The following is a 7,620-nucleotide window of genomic DNA, read 5'->3' as shown; positions in this document are numbered from 1 at the left end:
AATTGAAAAAATGATGAAGTATTTTTTCGATGATTTAGATAATGAAATTAAGCTTGTAACATCTCATCGTCAAGTCATTGATGATAAAGGGAAAGAGCTACGACATATTTATTCGACTGTCCGTTTATTTGAAGAGGATACCATTATAGCGGGAACAGAATTAGGAAATAAGGTAATTGTGGATCAAAAAAATTATATTGGAGAACCGACAACAGTTTTATTTCGTAAAAATGATTTACAAGAACCATATGGGATTTTTGATAAGAGGCGGTATTTATGTAACGTAGATATAGCTTCATGGTTATCTTTATTAAGTAAAGGAAAAGCAGTATATATAGCAGAGACACTTAGTTACTTTCGATTACATCCAGATCAACAGTTAAATGAATCTAATAAAATGATGGATGGGTTAGAAGATTTTTCACACAGTATTATAGCAGGCGAAAAATATGGTTTCTTATCCACTGAAAAAGAGTTAGACAAAGCAATAACTAATTTTCTAGATTATGCAAGAAGGATAGTTCCATCATCGATATTATATACATTAGACTATTACCAAAAAATTAGAGCGAAGAAAATAAACATAGAAAAGAAAAAACAACATATAAATAATAATTCTTCTTTACCGAAAGTAAGTATACTTATTCCCGCATACAATAGACCTTATTACTTGGAATTAGCACTCAACAGCGCTTTGAATCAAACATATGAAAATATTGAAATTATTATTTCTGACGACAGTACAAATGATGAAGTCAATGCTATGATTCAACCGTACTTACGTGAATATGAGTGTATTACATATGTTAAAAATGAAACGCCGTTAGTTGCTGAAAACTTTAATAAGTGTGTAGAACTTGCGAATGGGGACTATATAAACTTTTTATTAGATGATGATTTATTTCATCATGAAAAGATCGAGAGAATGATGAAATACTTTTTGACGTTAGAAAATATTTCATTTGTGACGTCATATCGTGAACTGATTGATGAGAATGGAGAGATATTACCACCTTCAACATTAAATATGAAAATCGCGAAAGAAACTACACTTTTTGAAGGAAAAGAATTAGGGAATTATATGTTAAAAAACTTGAAAAATGTAGTTGGTGAGCCAACAACTGTTTTGTTTAATCGGAATTTGTTTGACGGGAAGTTTGGATATTTTAAAGGAAAGGCTTATTCTGCTATTAATGACATTGCAACTTGGCTAGATATGATGAGGAAAGGAAAAGTAGTTTATATACAAGAACCTCTTAGTTATTTTAGACAACATAGTGGACAAAATCAAAAACAAATGCATTTTATTTTAATGACAATTGAAGAGTGGATTGAATTAATTATAGATGCATATAATAGTGGATTTTTAAGCTCCGAAAGTGAGTATAAAGAGAGTTTATCTTATTGTTTAGAAAATGCGGGATTTATAGTTAAGGATGCAGTAAGAAATGGCGAACTAGATCAAATTTATAATGAAAAGATAAAAAAAGGGTTAAACAAGTTAGTTGCTCATATGTTCGAGAAAGAATCTTGTTATTGTCAATATTGCAATCAACAATTTGAAAAATTTTCACCTTGGCCAGCACATTATGATTTTCCGAAATATAAATTTGAGATGTGGAATAAAGATACAGGGATATGTCCAGTTTGTAATTCGATGGATCGTGAAAGATTGTATCGTGCGTACATTGAAACGGAAACGGACTTGTTAAATAGAAACTATACTATGCTTCATATTGCACCTGAAGCGAAGTTAAGAGATTGGTTTAACGAGTATAAAAATATTACGTATGTATGTGGTGACTTAGAACCAAAGGATCCATTAATGAAGGAAATTGATGTTACAAGGATTACATATGATAGTAATACTTTTGATGTAATATTATGTAGTCATGTGTTAGAACACGTTCCTGATGATGACAAAGCAATGCGAGAGTTATATAGAGTGTTAAAGCCAAATGGATGGGGAATTATTCAAGTACCAATCGTAATGAATGTAGATTTTATTGTAGAGAATGAATTAATTGTAACACCACAATTGAGGAAATTAGCTTTTGGTCAAGAAGATCATGTGAGAATTTATAATCAATCGGGATTTATTCAACGATTAATGAATGTAGGATTTAAGGTGGAATTATATAACATAGCGGAAAAACAAGGAATGAAAAGTGCTAGGAAATTTGGATTATCTGAAACAGATATGCTCTATATTGTCCGAAAATGATAGGAAGGAATAGATAGATATGGAGAGTATTCCTTTTTTACGTGCTTCAACTGTACCTGTAAGTGAGTATTTGGATGAATTGAAGGAAATTGATACATCTCACATATATACGAATTATGGACCTATAAATCAACGTTTTGAGGAAACAATTATGTCGTCATTTTTTCAAAACAGGGGAGCTGTTACAACAGTAGCAAACGCAACGTTAGGGTTAATGGCGGCTATTCAACTAAAGAAAAGAAGAAAGGGAAAGTATGCTCTCATGCCTAGCTTTACATTCCCTGCGACTGCCTTAGCCGCTATTTGGTGTGGATTGGAACCTTACTTTATTGATATTTCAATAGATGATTGGTATATGGATAAAACCGTACTTTTGCATAAGATAGAAGAATTAAAAGAAGAGGTTGCGATTGTTGTCCCGTACGCCACTTTTGGATCATGGATGAACTTAGAAGAATATGAAGAATTAGAGAAGAAGGGGATTCCGGTTGTCGTAGATGCGGCGCCGGGATTTGGTTTAATGAATGGAGGAATGCATTACGGTCAAGATTTTAGTGGAATGATCGTATATAGCTTTCATGCAACAAAGCCTTTCGGAATTGGTGAAGGAGGGCTCATATATAGTAAAAACGAAGAAGATATACAACGTATTAAAAGAATGGGGAATTTCGGATTTGATAGAAATCGTGAATGCACGATGATGGGGTTTAATTGTAAAATGTCTGAATACGCAGCAGCTATTGGGATTGCGACTATAAAAAAGTGGGATCAAAAATTAAAAGAACGCACTCGTATTGCTGAATGGTATAAACAGTTGTTACAAAATACTGGGTTAATGAAAAAAGGGTGGAAAGTCCAAAAGACAGAAGCAGTTATTCACCAATTTATGCCTATCATTTGTCCAGAAGAAGTTCGCAACATACAAGTAATAGAAGAACTGAAAAAACAGAAAATAGAAGCTAGATTATACTTTTCACCATCTTGCCACCAACAAGTTCTTTTTAAAAACTATAAGTCTACAGATTTAACAAAGACGAATAAAATAGCAAAACGAATCGTAAGTTTACCTTTATGGGAAGGAATGACGAAAGAACTAGTAGAGCAAATTGTAATCTGTTTAGAGCAGAAGGTGGTGTCGGTAGATGAATAGTTTTTATAGTCAAGAAGAACTAAAGGAAATTGGATTTTTATCTGTTGGGAAAAATGTATTGGTTAGTAAAAAAGCAAGTATATATAATCCGAGTGCTATATCAGTTGGCAATCATGTAAGAATTGATGATTTTTGCATTTTAAGTGGTAAAATCACAATTGGAAGTTATTCGCACATATCAGCGTATACAGCTTTATATGGAGGGGAAGTTGGGATTGAAATGCATGATTTTGCAAACATCTCAGCTAAAACAATCGTATATGCAGTACTTGATGATTTCAGTGGAAATACATTAATGGGGCCAACCGTCCCGAATCAATATAGGAATGTGAAAGCAGAAAAAGTTATTTTAAAAAAACATGTGATTATTGGTGCCAATTCTATTATTTTTCCAAATGTAATTGTAGGAGAAGGTACGGCAGTCGGCGCGATGAGTATGGTAAAAGAGAGTTTAGATGATTGGTATATTTACGCTGGAGTTCCCGTAAGGAAAGTAAAACCTCGTCAAAAAAAGATGCTAGAGTTAGAAATTAATTTTTTAAAAAGCATTTATTCTTAACAAAAAAGAATGAATGCTTTTTATTTTTATCCTGCTATTTGCCGATAAAGACTCGACTGGTGAGGGTTAATTAAAGTTTCACTTTATGATAGAGCGGAGTGTATCTTAACTTATTATGTTTTAAATTTTGCTGACCAAGGCAATACTGAGCCATAGTGAATGTAAAGTTGGAGGGCGAGCGTATATGTTTGATGAGGATGGGATTGTTTTAATTATGGAACCAGCTGATGAAAGAAACTTGAGGAGATTTATTTTTTCAGTGCCAAAGTCAGTGTATGAAAAGAAGGGGCTTACATTACACTATGGAACAGCTATAGGACAAGGGTATATGGATATAATTGAAGATATTATAAGCGTACATATAGAAAAAGATGTTGTAACGATAATAGGGCATGTAAGAGGGTAAATAGCTATTTGAAAAAGGTTATAAACAATTTAGCTAGAAGTTATGTATAGAGAAAATTACAGACAATTATAAGGACGAAGGGGGTCTAAAATGAAAATAAAATCAATTGTATTAGTATTTATAGTTTCAATTGGTTTAATGGGATGTTCAATAGTGGAGGAAGGAAAGAACTCCATAGATTATGCTCAAAAGGCGACAGACTATGTAAATGAAATAAGTGCATTTGCAAATGATGCACCAGCATTAGCAGAAAAGGCCGTTAATGATAGCGAGGCTCGAAAAGAATTAGAAACGAAGCTTAGTGAAATTAAACAAGATATACCTGCATTCAATGAATTAACGCCACCTGATGTAGCAAAGGATCTTCATCAACAAATCGTCGGATATAACGAAAAGTTAAATACGTTAATTGATACGGCGAAGACAAAGATAGAAGAAGGCAAAGTGGATGTAGAGCAATTTAAAAACTCTGAGCTTATGCAGACGGTAGATCAAGTTCGAGATTTGAAAGATAAAGTGCAAAATTTAGGTCAATAGTAAAAAGCTCCGTTTGTGATAAACGGAGCTTTTTACTATTGGATACAATAAACGATTACACCAACGATAATAATCATGTTGCCGATGAGTTTACGTTTCGTTATTTTTTCTCCTAGGAAATACCAACCAAAAATTAATATGATGATATAACTTAAGGATTCTAATGCTGATGCTTGTTTTAATGCCATGCCCTTCATGGCGATAACATTTAATCCGGCGTTAATTACAAATAAAGAGTAGCCGATAATAACATAAGGGTTCACATATTCTTTTATTCTAGAATCGTATTGTTGCAAAGTAGCTTTTTTTAATAATATTTGTGAGTAATTAGCTAAAATTATCCCGAAAATAAATAATAACATATAACTATTCATCTTTTGTCACCACCACAATCCCGACGATAATAATAGCTGCACCAAGTAAATGATTCCACTGAATAGTATCTCCAAATAGAAATACTGACCAAAGCATTGACCACAGTATAATAATTCCGCGATGTGAATATGCTTTTGAAATTTCGAAATGTTTAATTACTTGTTGCCATAAAATTGCATATCCGAATAAAAGTATAACTAGTCCGAAATAAGCAACAAAAAATGAGATGGAAGCAATGGGGAATTTAGCTGCCCATTTCATGTAAACCATAATGATAGAATATATCAAAAAAGCTACATGTAAAAATACGTAATTTTTAATAGTTGGTTTCATTTATTCACTCTCTTTTGCATATAAATATATATTTATACCTAATTTTTCTAATGATATATATTGGAACGTATTTTGTTTAACCTTTCACATTCCAAATTATATAGTATCATGGCTTTTATTGTAAAACAATAGAAGCTATCTATGAATTCATTTTTTCCAAGGTTCTACAATATGTATCGTTTTATTTGTTGCATCCAACTCTACTTGAACACCGATAGGTATGGTAATCATGGGATGTGTATGACAACAATCGAAGTCAGCTAGAAAAGGAATTCTTTGATTTTGAAGTACTTCTAATAGTATTTCAAAAGGTTTTCGGTTGGTACCACAATCATCAAATTGCTCGTGTTTTCCAAGAATGATACCTGAAATTTTATCGAATACACCGTTAATTTTAAGTAATGAAAAGCTTCTTTCAATAGTAGCTGCATCTTTTGAACTGTCCTCAATAAAGAGAATGTCGCCTTCTTGAATATGTGGCATATAGGGGCTACCCAAAATTCCTTGTATCGTGTTTAAATTCCCGCCAATAATACGCCCAGTAGCTTTTCCATCAATTACTGAAATCCAATCGTTTGGTCGAAGTTCTTTCTCCTTCGTCTTTTCTTCCCAATTAATAAATTCATCTGACCAAAATAATGGTTGTTTTATATGATAAGGAAGAGAATGATCATGTAGTAAAGTTTCAGCAAAATATTTGTATGTGCAATCAACAAAAGGTTCAAATTCGCCAAAGGAAGGGACGAGAGCTGGTCCATAAAATGTAGGGATTCCTGTTTTGGCGTAAATTCCTAGTAATAAAGCAGTTGCATCTGAATACCCAATCATTATTTTAGGGTTCTTTAGAAAAGCATCATAATCAATATAAGGTAATATTGAATTTGAATTCATCCCACCAATTGTTGACATAATACAAGAAACATTAGGATTTCTTATCAAGACATTTAGTTCCTCAGCACGCTCTTGTATACTACCAGAACGATAAAAATCATATCGACCTGTTAATGAACCTTCTAATATATGAAACCCTTTCTGTTGTAAGTAAGATTTTGCTCGTTCAAATCTTTTTGGAGAAGTGTAGGTTACTGGTGAAGAAGGGGAGTAGATCCCAACTGTGTCTCCGTATTTTAATGATTTTGGAAGTAGCATTTGTCTGAATCCCTTCTATTAAATAGTTTATCTCGCTATTTGACGGGTAGCCCGATTGGTGGGGCTGATTAAAGTTTCGCTTTATTTACGAGATTTTATTATTGAATATTCTTACGTTTCAATATTGTAAGTTTAACATAAATAAATTAAAATAATCATTGCTGTATATGAATAAATATACCTTTTACCTTGACTATATAAAGGAATTGTTGTTAAGGTTAAATGTGAGTGTATAAAAGGTTTGCTAAAGGAGTTTTGAAATGAATCGGTTAAAATGGGGAAGGATGACAGTCCTATTAGTTATTATTTTAGGGATATGTTGGTTCTTATTCCAAGGAAATCAAAAGAGCATAGCGAATGTAGAGGGACAACCTTTGCAAGTGGCAGAACTACCTAAAGCAGGATTTACTGAAAAAGTAGTCCCGCCAAAGTACATCCCACCAGAAATTAACGCAAAAGCAGCTATGATTATCGATGCGAGTGATGGAGATATTATTTATCAATATAATGAAAATGAAGCTTTTGCACCGGCTAGTATGTCTAAGATGATGACAGCGTATCTCTTACTAGAGAGTATACATAACGGGAAAGTTCGCTGGGAAGATCCAGTAAAAATGAGTGCGAAGGCGGCACAAACAGAAGGAGCGAGAATCCCAGTACAAGTTAATGACACATTAACTGTTAAAGATTTATATCATGCATTAATGATTGAGTCAGCTAATAATTCGGCTGTGGCTTTAGCAGAACATATGGCAAAATCGGAGAAAGATTTCGTTCAGCTTATGGATGCAAAAGCGAAACAGTTAAAAATGTCGGAACATGCTAAATTTGCAAATGCTTCTGGATTACAAGAGCCAGATGGAAGTGAAACAAAAATGACGGCTGGT

9 protein-coding genes are annotated in these 7,620 nt (G+C 33.0%); 6 read left to right on the top strand and 3 right to left on the bottom strand.

The annotated features are described in order from the left end of the window. From ACQGS6_RS19315 to ACQGS6_RS19295, 5 genes are all read left to right on the top strand, one after another. Positions 1 to 2,224 (top strand): glycosyltransferase (locus ACQGS6_RS19315; RefSeq protein ID WP_426965449.1); only part of this gene is annotated, 2,224 nt, incomplete at its 5' end. Between the two features lie 19 nt (positions 2,225 to 2,243). After that, positions 2,244 to 3,374 (top strand): DegT/DnrJ/EryC1/StrS family aminotransferase, encoded by a 1,131-nt coding sequence (locus ACQGS6_RS19310; protein ID WP_426965448.1) that lies wholly within the window; start codon positions 2,244 to 2,246, stop codon positions 3,372 to 3,374. Beyond that, complete coding sequence (locus ACQGS6_RS19305) at positions 3,367 to 3,933, top strand: acyltransferase (RefSeq protein ID WP_001084166.1); 567 nt, start codon at positions 3,367 to 3,369, stop codon at positions 3,931 to 3,933. The genes ACQGS6_RS19310 and ACQGS6_RS19305 overlap by 8 nt, the downstream gene beginning before the upstream one ends. Before the next feature lie 184 nt (positions 3,934 to 4,117). Further along, positions 4,118 to 4,339, top strand: a complete 222-nt coding sequence (locus ACQGS6_RS19300) for a hypothetical protein (RefSeq protein ID WP_326318722.1) — start codon at positions 4,118 to 4,120, stop codon at positions 4,337 to 4,339. Positions 4,340 to 4,429: 90 nt separating this feature from the next. Next, the gene (locus ACQGS6_RS19295; RefSeq protein ID WP_000695229.1) at positions 4,430 to 4,876 is read left to right on the top strand and encodes a DUF6376 family protein; all 447 of its coding nucleotides are present in this window, start codon (positions 4,430 to 4,432) and stop codon (positions 4,874 to 4,876) included. Between the two features lie 35 nt (positions 4,877 to 4,911). Here ACQGS6_RS19295 and ACQGS6_RS19290 read toward each other — a convergent pair whose 3' ends face one another. The 3 genes from ACQGS6_RS19290 to ACQGS6_RS19280 form a co-directional block, all read right to left on the bottom strand. Then, positions 4,912 to 5,250 carry an EamA family transporter gene (locus tag ACQGS6_RS19290; RefSeq protein ID WP_001089868.1) on the bottom strand — a complete coding sequence of 113 codons (339 nt, stop codon included), beginning with the start codon at positions 5,248 to 5,250 and terminating at the stop codon, positions 4,912 to 4,914. Next, positions 5,243 to 5,584 (bottom strand): EamA family transporter, encoded by a 342-nt coding sequence (locus ACQGS6_RS19285; protein ID WP_000805125.1) that lies wholly within the window; start codon positions 5,582 to 5,584, stop codon positions 5,243 to 5,245. The genes ACQGS6_RS19290 and ACQGS6_RS19285 overlap by 8 nt, the downstream gene beginning before the upstream one ends. Before the next feature lie 147 nt (positions 5,585 to 5,731). Then, on the bottom strand, positions 5,732 to 6,733 hold the full coding sequence (locus tag ACQGS6_RS19280) for a S66 family peptidase (protein ID WP_000926335.1): 1,002 nt from the start codon (positions 6,731 to 6,733) through the stop codon (positions 5,732 to 5,734). Positions 6,734 to 6,993: 260 nt separating this feature from the next. Between ACQGS6_RS19280 and ACQGS6_RS19275 the strand changes: the two genes are divergently transcribed. Continuing rightward, positions 6,994 to 7,620, top strand: a 627-nt coding sequence (locus ACQGS6_RS19275; protein WP_426965447.1) for a D-alanyl-D-alanine carboxypeptidase family protein, incomplete at its 3' end; no start/stop codon positions are given.

This window comes from Bacillus sp. GMs2/2 (genome assembly GCF_050172095.1).
In the GTDB taxonomy this organism is placed as follows: Bacteria; Bacillota; Bacilli; order Bacillales; family Bacillaceae_G; genus Bacillus_A; species Bacillus_A cereus.
This window is presented reverse-complemented; position numbering and strand designations above follow the sequence as displayed.